Annotated in this window: 14 protein-coding genes; 1 reads left to right on the forward strand and 13 read right to left on the reverse strand. The window is 71.0% G+C overall.

Annotated features, from left to right (window positions below; translation table 11 throughout):
• Positions 1-19 precede the first annotated feature (19 nt).
• A complete protein-coding gene (locus tag HUG10_RS09505; RefSeq protein WP_179169350.1) occupies positions 20-1,786 on the reverse strand; it encodes an aldehyde ferredoxin oxidoreductase family protein in 1,767 nt (588 codons plus the stop codon).
• Positions 1,787-1,893: 107 nt separating this feature from the next.
• Between HUG10_RS09505 and HUG10_RS09510 the strand changes: the two genes are divergently transcribed.
• On the forward strand, positions 1,894-2,538 hold the full coding sequence (locus HUG10_RS09510; RefSeq protein ID WP_179169351.1) for a molybdenum cofactor guanylyltransferase: 645 nt from the start codon (positions 1,894-1,896) through the stop codon (positions 2,536-2,538).
• A 181-nt stretch (positions 2,539-2,719) separates the two neighbouring features.
• Here HUG10_RS09510 and yqeC read toward each other — a convergent pair whose 3' ends face one another.
• From yqeC to HUG10_RS09570, 12 genes are all read right to left on the reverse strand, one after another.
• Positions 2,720-3,454 carry a selenium cofactor biosynthesis protein YqeC gene (gene yqeC, locus HUG10_RS09515; protein WP_179169352.1) on the reverse strand — a complete coding sequence of 245 codons (735 nt, stop codon included), beginning with the start codon at positions 3,452-3,454 and terminating at the stop codon, positions 2,720-2,722.
• Between the two features lie 6 nt (positions 3,455-3,460).
• Complete coding sequence (locus HUG10_RS09520) at positions 3,461-3,757, reverse strand: hypothetical protein (RefSeq protein WP_179169353.1); 297 nt, start codon at positions 3,755-3,757, stop codon at positions 3,461-3,463.
• A 196-nt stretch (positions 3,758-3,953) separates the two neighbouring features.
• Positions 3,954-4,472, reverse strand: coding sequence for a redoxin domain-containing protein (locus tag HUG10_RS09525; RefSeq protein ID WP_179169354.1), 519 nt, complete (start codon positions 4,470-4,472; stop codon positions 3,954-3,956).
• Between the two features lie 318 nt (positions 4,473-4,790).
• On the reverse strand, positions 4,791-6,590 hold the full coding sequence (locus HUG10_RS09530; protein WP_281375632.1) for a hydantoinase B/oxoprolinase family protein: 1,800 nt from the start codon (positions 6,588-6,590) through the stop codon (positions 4,791-4,793).
• Positions 6,587-8,623, reverse strand: coding sequence for a hydantoinase/oxoprolinase family protein (locus HUG10_RS09535; protein ID WP_179169355.1), 2,037 nt, complete (start codon positions 8,621-8,623; stop codon positions 6,587-6,589). Before HUG10_RS09535 ends, HUG10_RS09530 begins: the two co-directional genes overlap by 4 nt.
• An 81-nt stretch (positions 8,624-8,704) precedes the next feature.
• Complete coding sequence (locus HUG10_RS09540; protein WP_179169356.1) at positions 8,705-9,130, reverse strand: hypothetical protein; 426 nt, start codon at positions 9,128-9,130, stop codon at positions 8,705-8,707.
• A gap of 24 nt (positions 9,131-9,154) precedes the next feature.
• The gene (locus HUG10_RS22170) at positions 9,155-9,427 is read right to left on the reverse strand and encodes an SHOCT domain-containing protein (RefSeq protein WP_179169357.1); all 273 of its coding nucleotides are present in this window, start codon (positions 9,425-9,427) and stop codon (positions 9,155-9,157) included.
• A 334-nt stretch (positions 9,428-9,761) separates the two neighbouring features.
• Positions 9,762-10,055: a winged helix-turn-helix domain-containing protein gene (locus HUG10_RS09550; RefSeq protein ID WP_179169358.1), complete on the reverse strand. Its 294-nt coding sequence runs from the start codon at positions 10,053-10,055 to the stop codon at positions 9,762-9,764.
• A 120-nt stretch (positions 10,056-10,175) separates the two neighbouring features.
• Positions 10,176-10,451: a hypothetical protein gene (locus HUG10_RS09555; protein WP_179169359.1), complete on the reverse strand. Its 276-nt coding sequence runs from the start codon at positions 10,449-10,451 to the stop codon at positions 10,176-10,178.
• 94 nt (positions 10,452-10,545) lie between these two features.
• Positions 10,546-12,354 (reverse strand): archaeosine synthase subunit alpha, encoded by a 1,809-nt coding sequence (gene arcS, locus HUG10_RS09560; RefSeq protein WP_179169360.1) that lies wholly within the window; start codon positions 12,352-12,354, stop codon positions 10,546-10,548.
• Between the two features lie 24 nt (positions 12,355-12,378).
• Positions 12,379-13,875 carry a tRNA guanosine(15) transglycosylase TgtA gene (tgtA, locus tag HUG10_RS09565; RefSeq protein ID WP_179169361.1) on the reverse strand — a complete coding sequence of 499 codons (1,497 nt, stop codon included), beginning with the start codon at positions 13,873-13,875 and terminating at the stop codon, positions 12,379-12,381.
• Between the two features lie 256 nt (positions 13,876-14,131).
• Positions 14,132-14,914: a type II CAAX endopeptidase family protein gene (locus HUG10_RS09570; protein ID WP_179169362.1), complete on the reverse strand. Its 783-nt coding sequence runs from the start codon at positions 14,912-14,914 to the stop codon at positions 14,132-14,134.
• Positions 14,915-14,965: the final 51 nt, after the last annotated feature.

The following is a 14,965-nucleotide window of genomic DNA, read 5'->3' on the forward strand; positions in this document are numbered from 1 at the left end:
TGGTCGGTGTGGCGAGTGGTCAGTCATCGGTGTCCACGCGTGTGCGGTCGGCGGTCGCGGGGAGCGCGTCGGTCGGCAGGTCGAGTCGACCGCAGGTCTCCCGCGTCGGGAGGCCGTCGGCGTCCCAGCCGCGGGCGTCGTAGTAGGCGTCGAGCAGGCGCCCGAACGCCGCAGGGTCGACAGCGCGACCGGCGGCCGGGGTGTCACCCTCGGGGAGCGACTCGTCGAACCACTCCGGGAGCGCGTCGTCCGCTCGGTCGAACCCCTCGCGGGCGTTGAACAGGCGGACGAGCGTCCAGACCCGCTCCCCGACCGTCGAGAGGTCGTCGTGCGGGACGCCCAGCGCGTCGAGCCACTCGGCGCCGCGGTCGGCCCACAGCGTCTCGCCGGCGAAGTCGTCGACGACGAGACTCCAGAGGACCGACCGGGCGTTCTGCGCCCCCACGACCGCTCGAACGCGGTCGGCGGCGGTGGCGTCCTCGCGGAACACCTCCTCCTCGATGGGTCGCGCCCGGCGGTGACAGCCGCCGCGGTCCGACGTCGCGTACGCGAGCGCCATCCCGAGCGCGCCGCGCGGGTCGTACGCCGGGAGTTCCATCGACTTCACGGTCGGCACGTAGTCGTCGCCGCCGTACCGGACCGCGGCCGCGTCCACGCCGTCAGCCAGGGCGTCCGCGAGGTCGCCCTCCCGCCGGGCGATGCGCTCGATGAGCATCCTGGCGGCGTCCTCGTCGCCGAAGCCGAAGTCGACCTCGCCGGTTCTGACCGCCCAGGCGACGGCGTTGCCGGCGGTGATGACGTCGACGCCGAGCCGGTCGCACGCGCCGCCGAGCGCCGCGACGGCGTCGAAGTCGTCAAGACCCAGCCCCGCGCCGAGGGTCATCGGCGCCGCGCCGCGCGGGACCGTCTCGCCATCGTCGGTCTCGACGCGGAAGCCGCCCGGGACTGCCGCCTCCGGGTTCTCCCGACCCACGGCGGCCTCGGTCGCTGCCTCGATGCCGATGTCGTCCACCTCGTCCGCCTGTTCGCGCCAGCCGTGTGCCGGCAACACGCCGACCTCGGCGGCGAAGTCGACCGACTCCAGGGTCTCGCCGGCCGCCTGCCACCGGCCGGTGTCGTCGTCGCCGAACGCGGCGGCGTCCCGCTCGTGGAGGTCCGCCAGCGCGTCTGGGACCTCGGGCGGGTCGCCGCGGGCGACGACCGCCTTCAGGTTCTTCGACCCCATGACGGCGCCCGCGCCGCCCCGGCCGGCGTGGTGCTCGCCGCCGTCGGAGGCAATCGTCGCGAACGCGACCGCCGCCTCACCCGCGGGGCCGACGCAGGCGACCGCGGCGTCCGGGTACGCCGCCGCTGTCTCGACGGTGTCGGCGCCCGCGACGTCCGCCGCCGATTCGAGACGGGGGTCGCCGTCGCCGACGACGAGCGCCGTGGGCTCGGCGGCCTCGCCCTCGACGATCACGCCGAGGCAGTCCGGGAGCGAGCCGGCGAGGCGGTCGGGGAACGTCCCGCCGGAGTAGGAGTCGAGGAACGCGCCCGTCAGCGGCGACTTCGTCACCGCGGCGTAGCGCGACTCGCCGGGGAGATAACCCGACAGCGGCCCGAGAAGGAAACAGAGCAGGTTCTCGGGACCGAGCGGGTCCGTCCCCGCCGGGAGCTCCTCGTATAGGTAGCGCGCGCCGAGTCCCTTCCCGCCGACGTAGCGACGACGCCACGCCTCGGGAACCGTCTCGAATCGGACTTCGCCCGCGGTGAGGTCCACCCGAAGGACCCGCGTGCGTCCATCCATCGGTGCTAGTGAGTCCCTCGCAGGCAAAAGGGTTCGCCCGGCGGCGAAGGGGTAGTCCAGTACTCGGCACGACAAACGCTTTCCGCGCCGCCCGCCCAGTCCCGGCCATGGAAGCGGAGGAGCACCACCGCTACGCCGTCGTGATCGCCGGTGGGCGCTCGACCCGGTTCGGCGACCGCGACAAAGCGGTCGCCCCCCTCGCCGGGACGCCAATGATCCGACGCGTCGCCGACCGCCTCCTCGACGCGACGGACCGCCTCGTGGTTAACTGCCGGCCGGACCAGCGCGACGCCATCGCCAACGCGCTCGACAGCTACCCGAACCCGGTCCAGTACGCCGAGGACGAGGACCCCGATCTGGGGCCCATGGCCGGCATTCGCACGGGGCTCCGCGGCGTCGAGGGCTGGGGCGGGCCGGACGCGCTCGCGTTCGTCGTCGCCTGCGACATGCCGTTCGTCGAGCCCTCGCTGGTCGAGTACCTGTTCGACCGCGCGGCCGACCACGACGCGGCCGTGCCGCGACTCGACGACGAGTGGTTCCAGACGACCCAGGCGGCCTACCGCGCCGGCCCGATGGCCGACGCCTGCGACGACGCGCTCGCGGCGGGCGAAGGGAAGATCATCGCGCCGCTGTTCGAACTCGACTACGTCGTGGTCGAGGACGACGAGGCGCTGGAGTACGCCGACGAGTCGACCTTCGAGAACATCAACACCGAGGAGGAGTTCGAGGCGGCCGAGAGGCGACTGGGGTGAACTCGGCGACGAACGGCCGGATACCCTCGTGAACGTCCGTATCCGTGGCCGGTTGCATCTGATTACCGCCCGCCGGTGACACTCGGGCGAACGTCCAACGGTGGGACTGAAAGGGGCCGCGGGGGCTTTCGCGGTCGGCGCTGTAGGAGTCGGCGCAAACCCCGCTCACCGAAAACCGGATCTACCGAATCACGTCCACGACCGTGCCGTCCAGCATCCGCGCCAGAACCACTCGATCGATCCGCCCCGACTCGTCCGCCGCCATCGCCGCCTCCGCGACCTCCCGGGCGACTTGCTCGTCCCCCTCGTCGTCCACCTTGTTCACCAGCGGAACCACCGTCGCGCCCTCCGGGACGCCCTTCAATCCACCCCCGGTCGAGGCGAGCACCGCTCCCACCGCCTCGGCGGTGATCTCCTCGCCCACGTCGATTCCGGTGATGGCGCTGACGCGCTCGGGCCGGTGCACCACCTCACCGGTCAGCGGTTTCCCGACGGCGTGAACCGACGCGACGGGGATCACGGCGTCCGCGCCGTCGGGAACTTGCGGCTCGCGGTCGCTCGGCGCCTTGAACTCCCGCATCCGGGCGCCGTCGGCCTTCACGAACACGGGGTCGTCGTGGGCCGCCGCGAGGCCGTCCACGACGTCGCGGTCGTACCCCCTGTAGCGGTCCGGGCGCTCCTGCTCAGGGACGAGGCCGAGCGGGAAATCCCCGGCGTCGGCGTCCGCGAGCGCCGCGATCGGGTCGTCGGTCGCCTCGACGCGCGCCACGTGCTCGTCGAAGATGGGGATGCGGACCGTCGCGGTGACGACCGCGCGATCCGTGGCTCCGGCGAGCGCGTACAGCGTGGTCTTCTTCCCGCCGGCGCCCACGACCGCCACGAGACCGTCGGACGGGAGCGCCTCGGCCGGGGTCATGCTGGATCAATCGTCGGCCGCCGCCGAGAAGCTTCCGCCGCGGACGAGCCTCAGGCCGGTGCCGGCGATACCGGCGACGACGAACGAAGCGGTCCGGGAGACGGCGCTCACCGCGCCGACTGTCTCGATCGCGATCGCCCCGCCGTCGGTGAGCGGCGGGATTACGACCGCGCCGACGCAGAACGCGAGTAGCCCGGCAACCGCGAACGACGCGACCGTGTTCCCCAGCGAGTCGGTCAGCGCCCCGGCCGTCGCGGCGGCGTACCCTGCTGCCATCGCCGCACAGAGCGTGAACGTTTGCACGACCGCGCCTCCAGCGACGACGAGCCAGATGGTTTCGGCGGTAACTCCGACGGAGGAGATGACGAGGCTCCGGGCTATCGAGAGGAGGACCGCGACTCCCCGGCGAGCAGCGCGAGCAGGAACCGTCGTTCACGGGTTGTGGGATCGGACGTGGAGGGCACGTGTTGTCCGTCGAAAGGCGGACACCTAACGCTTGCTACGGGTCGCCGGCCGCCCGTATCTCCGTCGCGAGTTCGTCGGTGTCGGGGAACGTCAGCGGCTGGTCCGCGCTCCAGGTGTAGGTGACCGTGCCGTCGGGGTCGACGACGAACACCGCCCGGTTGGCGATGCCCCGGAGGGGGCCGTCCTCTCGCTGGACGCCGAACTCCGCGATGACGTCGGTGTTGAACCCGGAGACGAGCGGGTAGCTCAGGTCGTACTCGTCGATGAACGCCAGCAGCGACCACGGCGTGTCGGCGCTGACGCCGTAGACGTTCGCGTCCAGCTCCGCGAGTTCCGCGCGCCAGTCGCGCAGCTCGCACAGCTCCCGGGTGCAGGTTCGCGAGTAGACGCCGGGGTAGAACGCCAGGACGACGGGGCCGTCCTCGAGGACCGTCTCGAGGTCGAACTCGGCCACGTCGTCGCTGGTGTAGTTCCCCCGTTCGGCGTCTCGTGCCGCTTCCGGCGTCGCCATCGGCGCAGTGACGCTCGGTGCGGGGTCTCCTTCGGTCAGCATGGTTCGGGGTTGGATTCCGGCGCGATAAGGCTTGGTGGCGCTTCAGGAGCACCGACAGCAGGACTCCGGAGACCAACCCGAAAGCCCCGGTTTCTGCGCTCGCGCGGCACGCTCCGCGCTCCCGGCTCACTTCGTTCGCCTGCGGTGCTTGAGGTACCGTGCTTCGCGCAGAAACCGGCCCCTTTCAGTCCCACTCGAGGGAGATCCGGTCCAGCGAAGGCCCGGACTACCGCGTTGACGACCGCGGGTAGTCGGCCGAGCATCGCCTGAAGCAGTGTTGGAGTACCGCGGAAGCGATTCAGTCGACGTCGTCCGCGGTCAGTTCCCGTCGTCGCCGTCGGGGGCGTAGCCGTACGCCTCGCTAGCGGCGGTAGGCGTTAGTTTCCCGAGGCGGAGGTCCCGCTCGATTCGTTCGGGGTCACGGTCGGCCGGGTCGCCGTACCCGCCGCCGCCGGGTGTGCGAATGCTGACGACCGACCCCGGCGGGAGGTCGCGGGTGTGTTTGGCCGCGAGTTTCTCGAGTTCCTCGCCATCTTCATCGCCGGACTGCGTCCGGCTGCTCGCGGAGCTTTGCTCCGCGTAGTCGACCAGGTAGGCCGCGCCGTTTCCACCGGGTTCGCCGCCCGCCAGGCCGTACGGTCGGGACTCGTGGCGCTCGGCGAGCAGGCTGAACCGCGCCTCGTGGTCGCGGACGCGGATGTCGCGCCGGAGACCGAGGCCGCCGCGGAACTCGCCGGCTCCGCCCGAGTCCGGCCGGTAGGCGTAGCGTTCGACGCGGAGCGGATAGGCGGTCTCGAGCACCTCCGCGGGCGTGTTCATCGTGTTGCTCATGTGGACGTGGACGCCGTCCATCCCGTCGCCGGTCGCCCGGCCGCCGAACCCGCCGCCCTGGGTCTCGTAGAAGGCGTACGGGCCGTCCGTCCGGGGGTCCGTCCCGCCGAAGGTGACGTTGTTCATCGTCCCCTGGCACGCCGCGACGACCGCCTCCGGGTCGGCTTCGGCGAGCGCGCCGAGCACGGCGTCGGTGATGCGCTGGGACGTCTCGAGGTTCCCGCCCACCACGGCCGCCGGAGGGTCGGGGTTCACGATGGTCCCCTCGGGCGCGTGGATCTCGATCGGCCGGTAGCAGCCGTGGTTCGGGGGGATGTCCGGATCCGTCACGCAGCGCACGGCGTAGTACGTCGCCGACGCGGTGACGGCGAAGACGGCGTTGACGGGGCCGTCCGTCTGCTCCGCGGTGCCCTCGAAGTCCACGACCACCGAGTCGCCGTCGACCTCGACCGCCACCTCCACCGGCAGGTCCTCGTTCCCGCGCCCGTCGTCGTCGAGCAGGTCGGCGAACTCGTAGGTCCCGTCGGGCAGGTCCGATATCTCCGCCCGCATCCGGCGCTCGGAGTAGTCCTTGATCTCCTCGAGTGCGGGTCCGAGCAGGTCGCCGTGCTCGGCCGCGACCTCCCGGAACCGCCGCCGACCGGTCGCGTTCGCGGCGGTCTGCGCCCGGAGGTCGCCCCGGCGCTCCTCGGGCGTGCGGACGTTCGCGAGGATCATCGAGAGCACGTCGTCGCGGACCTCGCCAGCTGATTCGAACTTGACTGGCGGGATCCGCAAGCCCTCCTGGTAGATCTCCGTCGAGTCGGCCGCGACGCTGCCCGCAGTGGAGCCCCCGATGTCGGCGTGGTGTGCCCGGTTCGCGGCGAACGCGAGCAGCTCCTCCCCCGATTCGTCGAACACCGGCGTCACCAGCGTCAGGTCCGGGAGGTGGGCGCCGCCGCGGAACGGGTCGTTCAGCAGCACGGAGTCGCCGGGCGAGAGCGTCTCCGGCGGGAACGCCTCGACAGCGGCGGCGACCGAGAACGGCATCGCGCCGAGGTGGACGGGCATCGTCTCGGCCTGCGCGATCATCTCGCCGCCGGCGTCGAACAGCGCCGTCGAGCAGTCGCGCCGCTCCTTGATGTTCGGCGAGTAGCCCGTCCGGACGAGGTTCGCGTTCATCTCCTCCGCGACCGCCTCGCAGGCGTTGCGGATGACCTCCAGCGTCACCGAGTCGACGCCGCGGTCGTCGGCCTCACCCGCGTCTCCGGCGTCGGCGCCACCGCCGTCGGCGTCGTCGGCCATCATACCTCACCCCCGGTTTCGACGACGAGGTTCGCGTCGCCGTCGACCCGCGCTCGCTGGTCGGGATGCACGACGACGGTGCTCTCCGAGCCCTCCACGACCGCCGGCCCGTCGAAGGCCGCCTCGGTGGGCAGGCGCTCTCGGTCGTACACCGGCGTCCCGTGCTCGTCGCCGTCGAACAGCACCTCGCGCGTCGCTCCCACCGCGTCGGCCGGGTCGCCCGCACGGTCCTCGACGGCCAGTTCCGGGGGTTCGACGACGCCGCGGGCGCGCAGTCGGACCGTCACCAGCTCCACCGGCTCGTCGCGGTAGGCGTGGCCGTACCGGCGCCCGTGGGCCTCGTGGAAGCGTTCCGCGACGGCGTCGAGTTCCGCGTTCCCCACGTCGCCGACCGGGACGCGGAGGTCGAACGACTGGCCGGCGTAGCGCAGGTCCACGGCGCGCTCGAACCGCCGGTCCGCCTCGTCGTGGCCCGCGGCCGCGAGTTCCTCCCGGCCCTCGGCCTCGAACTCGGCGAAGGTCGATTCGAGGTTGCCGGGGGACACCTCCTCCCACCGGCGGACCATCGATGTCGAGTAGTCGTAGGTGACGTCGCTGATGAGCAGCCCCAGCGCGGAGAGCACGCCCGCCGCGCGGGGCACGACCACCTCGGGGATGTCCAGCGCCTCGGCGAGCGCGGTCGCGTGGAGCGGCCCCGCCCCGCCGAACGCGACGAGGGCGAACTCCCGCGGGTCGTACCCGCGCTCGACGGAGACGACGCGGAGGGCCCGCTCCATGTTCGCGTTGGCGACGTCCAGCACGCCGGCCGCGGCGTCCTCGACGCTCCCGCCGACGGCGTCGGCGAGCGATTCGAACGCCTCCTGCACCGCCGCCGCCTCGCGGGAGAGCGCGTCAGGGAGGAACCCGGTCGGGTCGATGCGGCCGAGGAGCAGGTGCGCGTCCGTGATCGTCGGGTCGGTGCCGCCCCGGCCGTAGCAGATGGGTCCGGGCTGTGCGCCGGCGGACCGGGGGCCGACGCGGAGCGCGCCGCCGGCGTCGAGGGAGGCGATGGAGCCCCCGCCGGCGCCGACCGTGTGGATGTCGACCGTCGGGACGGACACGGGGTAGTCGCCGACCTCGGTGTCGGTCGTCACCAGCGGGTCGCCGTCACGGACGAGCGAGACGTCGCAGGAGGTGCCGCCCATGTCCATGGTGATCAGGTCGGAGACCCCGCGTCGGCCGGCGACGTGGGTCGCCCCGCGGACGCCCGCCGCGGGGCCGGAGAGCAGGGTGTTCACGGGGCGTTCACGCGCGGCGGGGGCGGCCATCAGCCCCCCGTTCGAGCCCATCACGCGGAGCGGCGCGTCGAGTCCCATTTCTGCCGCGCCGTCCGAGAGCGCGCCGAGGTAGTCGTCCATCACCGGCTTCAGCGCGGCGTTCAGGCTCGTCGCGAGCGTTCGCTCGTACTCGCGGATCTCGGGCAGCACGTCAGAGGAGAGCGAGATTGAGGCGTTTACTCCCGCGTCCCGCAGGAGGTCGCGTACCCGGCGCTCGTGGTCGGGACGCTCGAAGGAGAACAGCAGGGAGACGGCGACGCTCTCGACGCCTGTCTCCTTGAGTTCGGCGGCGACGCCGCGGACGGCGTCCTCATCGAGGGGCGTCAGCACCTCACCGCGCTCGTCCACGCGCTCGGGGACGCCGTAGCGGCGGTCGCGCTCGACCACCGGCGTCTGCTTCTCGGCGGCGAAGTCGTAGATGTCGGGGCGATTCTGCCGGCCGATCTCGAGCGCGTCGCGGAAGCCGGCCGTCGTGAGCAGCGCCGTGTCGGCCCACTCTCCCTCCAGGACCGCGTTCGTCGCGACGGTCGTCCCGTGACCGAGAAATCCCACGTCCGCGAGCGGGGCGTCGAGATCGCCGAGGCCGGCCAGCACGCCCTCCTCGGGCGCCGACGGGGTGGATGGCGTCTTGTCGACGCGGACGCGGCCGTCCCGGACCGTCACGAGGTCCGTGAACGTGCCGCCGACGTCGACGCCGACGCGGGTTCCGGTGTCGTCCATGTCCGAGGGTCAGCCGGGAGGACTGTATGCGTTCGCTTCGCGGACGGTCGGGGCGAGAGGTCGGGGGCGGAGGACCGGCGGTCAGTTCCGGACGAGCGCCGCCCCCGCCACGGCCGCGACCGTGGCGACGACGACCGGACGGATCACGGTCAGCATGAAGCCGGCGAGTTCCATCAGCGAACTTGCACCGGTGCCGACGGAGTCGGGCCTCACGGCGAGGGCGATACCCACCGCGGCCAGGCTCGCACCGACGCCGACCGCGAGGCAGACGAGCCCCGTCCGTTCGAGGTCGGGTTCGCCGATCGACGCACGACCGCCCGCGTAGCCGACGACTGCCGTGCCGAGGGGGACGAGGAAGAGCGAGAGCCACGCCGTCGCGGTGTAGTAGCCGGCGACGACGGTCACTCCGCCGTCGACCCAAGCGTGGACGTAGGTGACGACCAGGTTTCCGAGCGTGACGAGTCCGGCCAGCAGGCCGGCGAGCGCGGGGTATCTGGTGGGAACCATGCCCGATAGGTCGGAGCGAGCCCGTTAGTCGTTTCGACCGGTGTGCTCGCGCAACCGCTCGCGGGCGGTCGCCGGGTCCGTGTCCTCGGTGTCGAGCAGGAGGCCGAGCCTGCGTTCGAACTCGGCCTCGTCGATCTCGCCCTCGGCGTAGCGCTCGCAGAGGCGATCGAGGGGGTCGCTCGGGTCGGGTTCCCGCGTCTCCCAGGTCCCCCACCACGGGTTTGGCACGTCGACCGGCCGGTCCCCGTCCGCTCCGTCGCCATCGGCGACGTCGCGCTCCCCGACCCCTGCTTCCATGCCCACTCGCCAGTTCCATAGCCAACAGCATATACTAATGGTATGAAAACGTTGCTACGCGCGGTGTTCCGGAGTCGGGGCCGCCCGTTCCGACACCGAACATTCCCGGACGTCGCGGCCCTCTCGGCGCACGTACGGCATCGATTTGTCACTGCCGCATGGGCGCACGAGTGCGATGAAGAGGTCAGAAGGAGGAGCGGGAGTACGGGAAAGCACGAGGAAGGAGAGTCCCCGGATGAAGGCGGAACGTGGAGACGCCGGCGGTCCCCGGTAATCTCACGAGCGAATGAACTGCCGCCGAGAAGCTCGCCCCGTTCCGTGGGTTCGGTCCCGTTCAGGCCTCGACGACGCCGTCGAGGTGGTCGTCGATCTGCTCGTCGAAGTCGCGCTCGCCGTACTCCTCCCGGAGTTCGGCGGCCGCCGCTCCCCGGTCGGTGATCTCGTAGAGGCCGCTGTTCGGCGCCGGGCCGACCCGCTCGACCAGCCCGTAGTCGGCCAGGATGGGGAGGCGCGTGTTGATGTACGAGCGGTTCTTGTCGAGTTCGTACGAGAGGTTCGCCGCGTTGTTCCGATTCCCGTCCGCGAGCGCCTCCAGGATCTCGAAATCCGTCGGGGACGTGAGCTTCATTGTCGGTGTAAACGAACCGTACCAACTAAAATACCGACGGTTGGGAAATCAAATATAAGATAGGCGAACGATTACGGCGGATAAAACGGGGAACGGCCCCTCGTGTGCCGAGTTTTGGAACTATTCGTCGGGTTCCTCGACGATCTCCTCGACGCAGTCCCGCGCCAGGGAGAGGTCCTCGATGATCTTCCGGTGGCGTTCGATCGCCTCCTCAATGTGCTGGGCCGCGTTCTCCGGCGCCGACCCCTCCCGATACCGCGTCCTGAGGAGGTACGCCTGGAGCGCACGCGACGTGTAGTCCTGCGCCTGGATCAGGGAGTTGATCACGGCCCAGTCCATCTCGTCGGAGGCTCCCGGCCCCTCCTGAGCCTCGGAACCGATCCGGGAACCTACCATTGGTAGTTGAAACCTGTTGGTGAGACTTAAACCTTGGATGCCTGTCAACTCCGTCCGGCTCGGCGGATCCCGATCTCGGTGAAAGAAAGGGCGCTCAGCGCTCCTCGGAGTGGCGGACCTGCACGGATTCGCCACGCGTCGAGGAGCGCATCTCCGGTCCCGACATCGTCGCTCGCCCGACCGCGAACGCCTTCGGCCCCTCGACGACGACCTCGTCGCCGACGCGGATGTCGTCGTCCGCGTCGAGGACCCCCGGGGCGAGGACGCTCCCGCGCGGGACGAAGCCGTCGATCTCCACCCGCTTGGTCGGGGCATCGCTCTCGACCCATCGCCGGGCGCCGGCGAGCGTGAACGCGAGCACGCCGTAGTTCGGCACCATCGTCGCCAGTTGCTCCCCCTCGTCGTCGCGGACCTGGAGCTTGGGGTACCGGCTGGTCGTGTTCAGTTCGTCGAACAGATCGTCGCCGGCGCCGTCGCCGAGCATGTAGTCCGCCAGCGCCCGGACGGTGTTGTGCTGGCGCTCGCGCTTGCCGTACTTCAGTTCGCCGTCGAGCGTGGACATCAGGTTCGCGATGGAGTCGGTCGTCGTCGGGTGCTCCTCGACTGTGTACTCGAACGGCACGTCCACCTCCCCCTCGACGCGTTCGCAGATGTCGCGGTAGCCCTCGCCGGGGACGTGCGCGATCACGCGGGGGTACTTGTTCCGCTCGAGGTAGCGCCGGAGCACCGCGGCGACGAACGCCTTCTCGTCCTCGCTCCAGCGCCCCGTGACGACGGTGTCGTAGTGCTGGGCGGGGTAGGTGAGTTCGAGTTCCTGCGGGACGACGCCGATTGGCGAGGTCATCGACGCGAGGTGGGCGCGGTACTGGATCGCGTCGTGGAACTGCGAGTGGCTCTGGCTCTCGGAGTACGGTTTCACGGCCGAGCAGGGAACCAGCACCAGCGGGTTCCGGAATCGGTTGACGTACCTGTTCGTCACGCGCTCGGCGAACCGCTGGATCTCGACGCGGCGGAGCGTGTCCTCCGTGGCCGCCGTCACCTCGGAGTCGCGGACGAGCGGCGTCCGCTCCTCCAGGTAGCCGTACTGCTGGTCCAGTTCGCGGAACGTCGCGGTGAGCCACTGCTCGTGGCGGGCCTGTCCCTCGATGTAGTCGCGCAGGCGGCCCTCGCGGATCCGCTGGCGGACCCGCCGGAGTTCGGCAGCGAGGGCGTTGACGTTGTGCTCCTCGCAGTCGACCCGGTCGAACTCCGCCCGTGGAACCTGACACACCGGGCAGGAGCACGGGAGTTCGTCCAGGTCCTCGAGGAACCGCTCGCCGTCCGTGGTGAGGTACTTCCCCTGCGAGCCCCTGATCCGCGCCCGCTTGGCGTCGAGGAGGTCGACGCCGGCGTAGACGAGCGTCGCGACGTTCGCGGGCGTGGCGACGCCGGGGAGGTACAGCGCGGTGTCGGCCGGCACGGTTTCGCGGACCTCGACGACGGCGTCGACGAACGCCGACGCGTGGCCGACGAACCCCTGGGCGTCCGAGAGGGCGTAGGCGTCGACGGGTGCCGAGGCGGCGCCCGCCGCGTCGGCGGCGTCGCTCTTGACGACCGCCGCGGTCGGCGCGTCCACGTCCGGGTACTCGGCGGCGAACGACTCCACGACGGGGTCCCTGGTACCGCTCGGGAACGCTCGGTGGGGAAGCACCGTCAGCGCGTTCGAGTCGCCGTCGGGGATCTCTCGGTCGGCGCTCCAGAGCGAGCCCGAGTCCCGGAGCTGAACGCGGGACTCCGACCCGCTCTCGGAGGCGCTGTGCGCCTCCCCGCCCACCAGTGCCGGCGTGATTACCGGCGAGGAGAGACGGAGCTCCGCGAGGCGGGCAGCCGCGTCCCGCTCGTGGACCTCGAAGTAGTCGGTCATGGCCGAGCGTGCGAGGGGGACGGGTTAGGCGCTTTCGTTCCCGCCGCCCAGCCCGGAGAGGTCCTCCAGCGTCACCGACTCGGGCACCCGCGAGAGCGCGGCCGCGTGCCAGCCGTCGTGTGCGAGCGTGATCTCGGCGTCCGGGTTGGCGGCCGCGAGCGCGGCCACGCCGTCGGCGGCCGATCGTTCGGCTGCCTCGTCGGTTCGCTCGGGAGTCTCCGCGGTCAGCGGGTAGGTCTCCGAGAGCGACCGGGGGAACGGGCCCAGTGGCGGGACCACGCGCCACACCTCGTCGTACTCGTGGTTCGAGGGGGCGCCGTACTCCGAGAGGAGGAGGCGGTCGGGGACGGCGAGCCGGTCCAGTCGCTCGTGGTGTCGGAGGACTTCGGGTCGTCGGGCCGACTCGTGGGAGACGGCGAAGAACGACCCCTTGCTGGCGTGGTCTTCCCGCTCGAGCTGGTCGGCGTGATCGAGGAGCGCGCGGTAGCCGTCGAGCATCGCCGGGTGGGCGCGGGCGCGCTGGTCGACCAGTTCCAGCAGGTCGCCGTCGCGGATCGACTGCTTCACGCGCCTGATCTCCTCGAAGGTGACGTGGAGGTTGTGCTCGGCGAGCAGCCGCTCCCGGTCCGCGGTGCCCGCCGCGCGAAGCGCCTCGGCGGAGTGTTCGTGACAGATCGGGCACGAACAGGGGAGGTACTCGAGGTCCTCCAGGTGCTCGGTCCCGGACACCGTCAGGTACCGCCCGTCGCGGGCGTAGAGCGCGTAGGCCGCCGAGTCGAAGAGGTCGCAGCCGAGCGCGACCGCGACCGCGAACATCATCGGGTGGCCGGCGCCGAACAGGTGGACCGGGCAGTCGACGTCCAGCCCGCGCTTGGCGGCGGCGACGGCGTCGACCATGTCGTCGTAGCGGTAGGCGTTCATCATCGGCACGACCGCGCCGACGGGGAACACGTCGAGGCCGGTCGCGGCGGCCGCGCGGCCGGCGCGCTCGCGGAGGTCCGGATACGTCGCCCCCTGGACGGGGGCGTTCACGAGCATGTCGCCGACGTCGACGGCGGCGGCGTCGGCGAGCGCCTCGGCCGTCGTCTCGAGGTCCGCCTCCGCCTCCTCGCGGGGGACGTCCGGCGGCGTCGGGATGTCGACCGGCGTGCCGATGTCGCTCCCGATGTCGCGCTGGAAGGTGAGGATCTCGCGCGTCGTCGTGTCGATCTCGCCGTACTCCGCGAGCTGGAAGCTCCCCGAGTCGGTCATGATGGCGCCGTCGAAGCCGAGCAGCTCGTGGAGCCCCTCGCGCTCGGCCCGCTCGCGGAGGTCCTCGTCGTTGCGGATGATGTAGGAGTTCGTGATGAGGATCTCGGCGCCGAACTCCGACGCCAGGCGCTCGGGCTCGACGGTGAGGAGGTTCGGGTTGATGACCGGCAGCAGCGCGGGCGTCTCGACGGTGACCCCCGCGCGGGGAACGGTCAGTTCCCCGATGCGGCCCGCGACGTCGGCCGCCCGGACCTCGAAGTGCTCGCGCATGGCCGGGAGTTCCGCTGGCCCGTCGGTAAGGGTTGCGTTCGGCGGTGCGTCCGCTCTCGGTCGGGTTGACAGGCGACACGAGGTGGCCGAACCGGGGAGGGGACGCCCGCGGCGGCCGGGACGCGCGGCGCTGTGTCGCACCCCGCGCCGAGACGGTCGACGGCGCGAGGACACTACCGCTGAACGTCGCGCGGTGGCGGTTACGTCACGCCACGGGGTGGTCTCGTTCCCGTACTTGAACTCTCGGGGCCTCAGGTCAGCCCAGCAATGAGAGCAGGACGGCCGCCGCGCCGCCCTCCTGGCCGAACTCGATCGAGATGTACAGGCTGGTGAAGATGAACGCGTTCCAGATTCCGTGGATGAGCGCCGGGACGACGAGGTTCTCGGTGTACTCGTACACGATCCCGAAGACGAAGCTGGGAACGAGGAGGATGCCGATACTGACTGCGATGGCCTCCAGCCCGCCGACGAGTGCCATTACGTGGATAGAGGCGAACAGGATCGCAGTGAGCGTAATGGCGACGGGCGCGGAGAACGACTCTCGAAGGCGGTTCTGGACCGTACCGCGGAACAGCGTCTCCTCGCACGGACCGATGACGACGAGGGACGCGACGATGAACAGCGGGATGAGTCGCGACTGCTCCTGGGCGAGCTGTCCGGCGGAGTTCTCCGCCGGAGTCAGCCCGAGTACTTGGGTGACGAGGTAGATGGTGCCGAGCGCGAGCCCGAGGATGGTGAAGAATCCCGCCACGACGACGCCGAGTTCGCTGAGCGACGGGACGCGAACCCCGAGGTATGATCGAATCCGCACCCAGCTCATTCCCCTAATTCGGCGGAAATAGACGAGCGGAAGCCCCATGAACGGGAGGTACTGTCCGAACACGAAGCTGACGACGAGGAGGACTGCCGTCGAGGAGACGCCGACGAGCGCGAGTCCGAGGGCAGCCGGGAGCGTCAACAGAAATGCGAGCACACCGCCGCCGATCCCCAGACCGTATCCCACGGCGAGCGAGCGTGAACGGGGGGAGAGCGTGACCATACCGGATGGCACGACGGCCCGGCCCAAGACGCTTGCCACTCCCACGACGTG

The organism is Halorarum halophilum, assembly GCF_013401515.1.
GTDB lineage: Archaea > Halobacteriota > Halobacteria > Halobacteriales > Haloferacaceae > Halorarum > Halorarum halophilum.

What these genes read in the sequence shown, in the direction of transcription:
- HUG10_RS22170 (WP_179169357.1), bottom strand. Translation starts at nt 9,427, where the DNA reads ATGGAAGCAGGGGTCGGGGAGCGCGACGTCGCCGATGGCGACGGAGCG.
- yqeC (WP_179169352.1), bottom strand. Translation starts at nt 3,454, where the DNA reads ATGACCCCGGCCGAGGCGCTCCCGTCCGACGGTCTCGTGGCGGTCGTG.
- HUG10_RS09550 (WP_179169358.1), bottom strand. Translation starts at nt 10,055, where the DNA reads ATGAAGCTCACGTCCCCGACGGATTTCGAGATCCTGGAGGCGCTCGCG.
- HUG10_RS09525 (WP_179169354.1), bottom strand. Translation starts at nt 4,472, where the DNA reads ATGCTGACCGAAGGAGACCCCGCACCGAGCGTCACTGCGCCGATGGCG.
- tgtA (WP_179169361.1), bottom strand. Translation starts at nt 13,875, where the DNA reads ATGCGCGAGCACTTCGAGGTCCGGGCGGCCGACGTCGCGGGCCGCATC.
- HUG10_RS09510 (WP_179169351.1), top strand. Translation starts at nt 1,894, where the DNA reads ATGGAAGCGGAGGAGCACCACCGCTACGCCGTCGTGATCGCCGGTGGG.
- HUG10_RS09555 (WP_179169359.1), bottom strand. Translation starts at nt 10,451, where the DNA reads ATGGTAGGTTCCCGGATCGGTTCCGAGGCTCAGGAGGGGCCGGGAGCC.
- HUG10_RS09540 (WP_179169356.1), bottom strand. Translation starts at nt 9,130, where the DNA reads ATGGTTCCCACCAGATACCCCGCGCTCGCCGGCCTGCTGGCCGGACTC.
- arcS (WP_179169360.1), bottom strand. Translation starts at nt 12,354, where the DNA reads ATGACCGACTACTTCGAGGTCCACGAGCGGGACGCGGCTGCCCGCCTC.
- HUG10_RS09530 (WP_281375632.1), bottom strand. Translation starts at nt 6,590, where the DNA reads ATGATGGCCGACGACGCCGACGGCGGTGGCGCCGACGCCGGAGACGCG.
- HUG10_RS09570 (WP_179169362.1), bottom strand. Translation starts at nt 14,914, where the DNA reads ATGGTCACGCTCTCCCCCCGTTCACGCTCGCTCGCCGTGGGATACGGT.
- HUG10_RS09505 (WP_179169350.1), bottom strand. Translation starts at nt 1,786, where the DNA reads ATGGATGGACGCACGCGGGTCCTTCGGGTGGACCTCACCGCGGGCGAA.
- HUG10_RS09535 (WP_179169355.1), bottom strand. Translation starts at nt 8,623, where the DNA reads ATGGACGACACCGGAACCCGCGTCGGCGTCGACGTCGGCGGCACGTTC.